The 1549-nt window shown below is 60.2% G+C and carries 2 protein-coding genes; both read left to right on the forward strand.

Going from position 1 to position 1549, the window contains the following annotated elements:
- Positions 1–103 precede the first annotated feature (103 nt).
- Entirely contained in the window at positions 104–1360 is a 1257-nt protein-coding gene (locus tag ACWERV_RS36780) for a lipopolysaccharide biosynthesis protein (RefSeq protein ID WP_452941241.1), read from the forward strand.
- The coding region (locus ACWERV_RS36785) for a hypothetical protein (protein ID WP_452941243.1) at positions 1350–1549 on the forward strand (200 nt) is incomplete at its 3' end. The genes ACWERV_RS36780 and ACWERV_RS36785, both read left to right, overlap by 11 nt.

Raw genomic sequence — 1549 nt, forward strand, 5'->3', positions numbered from 1 at the left:
CCTTCCACTACCTGGTCAACGACGTGCACTCGCTGGCCAAGGAGCTGCGGGCCGAGAAGCATCCGCTCAACACCGTGCTCGTCCTGCGCGCCGCGGACAGGCCGTGAGTGTGTTCGCCCAGATCGTATCGGTTCCCCTGTTTCTGTCGGTGTGGGGCGCGGCGAAATACGGCGAATGGATACTGATCTCGACGATTCCGACCTACCTCGCTTTGAGTGATCTGGGCTTGTCGACCGTTGCGGCGAACGAGATGGACCAGCGGGCAGCGGTCGGAGATCACGAACGCCTTCAGGTGATTTACCGGACGCTCGCTGCCACGGTCGCCATGTTCGTGCTCATCGTGCTGATCGTGTCGGGCGCGGCGTGGTGGGTCCTGGGTTCGGGCGGCCACGTGTTCCGGTACATGACGGGGGACGAGGTCAGGTTCGTCGCGTTGATTCTGATCGGAGACGTATGCCTGAGCGTGCTGTATGGCCCCCAGACAGCCGCGTTGCGAAGCGCCAATTGCTATGCACTGTCGGTCGGCATTCTGAACGTGACGCGTTTTGTCGCGCTGGCGTTCGGGCTGGTTGCGCTGGTGATATTCAAGACACCGATTGCCGTCGCCACCGGCATGCTCCTCGCGCGCATTGCCGGCTTCGTCGCGCAGCACGTCGTGAAGAAACGCTATTGCCCGTGGGCCACGCTATTTCCATTGACGATCGACTGGGGCTGGCTCAGGAAATCTCTGGTTCCGTCCCTGGCGTTCCTCGGATTCCCGCTCAGCAACGGGCTGAATTTCCAGGGAATCCTCTGGGTGATCGGGACGGCACTCGGCCCGGCACAGGTGGCGGCGTTTTCGACGATGCGAACGCTTACGCGAGTCGCCGTGCAAATGATGAACCTGTTGTCCAACTCGGTCTGGTCGGAAGTGTCGAAGCTTGCCGCGGTGGGGAGAAAGGCGGACGTCATACGTATCAAGCGCAGACTGACGATCGTGACCGTGGTTGTCGCGGGCGCGGTCGGTGTCGCAATGAGCGCATACGGAGAGCGGTTTTATACCGCTTGGACCGGCAAGCACGTCGTTTTCGATTCGACGCTGTTCGACATCCTGTTGCTCTCGATGGTCGCGAATTCGCTGTGGCAATCCGCGTCCATCTTCGTGATTGCGATCAATCGCCATATCCGCTTTGCGTTTGCCTATTTGTTTGCCGCCGGCATGACGATCGTTGTCGGACTGTTGGCTGTGCGGCATGGGGGAATCGTATCCGTCGCGATCTGTCTGCTGGGCCTCGACGTATTCCTGGTTCTCTTCGGCGAATACGAGGTATTTCAAGAGTATCGCGAGAAGGAATATGAAGGTTCTGTTCTTGATCGGTAGCATCGGCGATTACCATACCGCGCGTTTGAACGATGCGCAGCGCCGTCTCGTGCAGGCGAACGTCGAATTTCGCGTGCTGGTGATGAATCGCAAATCGTCCGATTACCTCCATCGAGACGCAGGGCACTCCGGGTGCGATGCGCCACGCCGCCCACTCCAGGTCCTCCTCCGAGGACCAGTCGGCCAGCA

Source organism: Streptomyces sp. NPDC004031 (genome assembly GCF_053604375.1).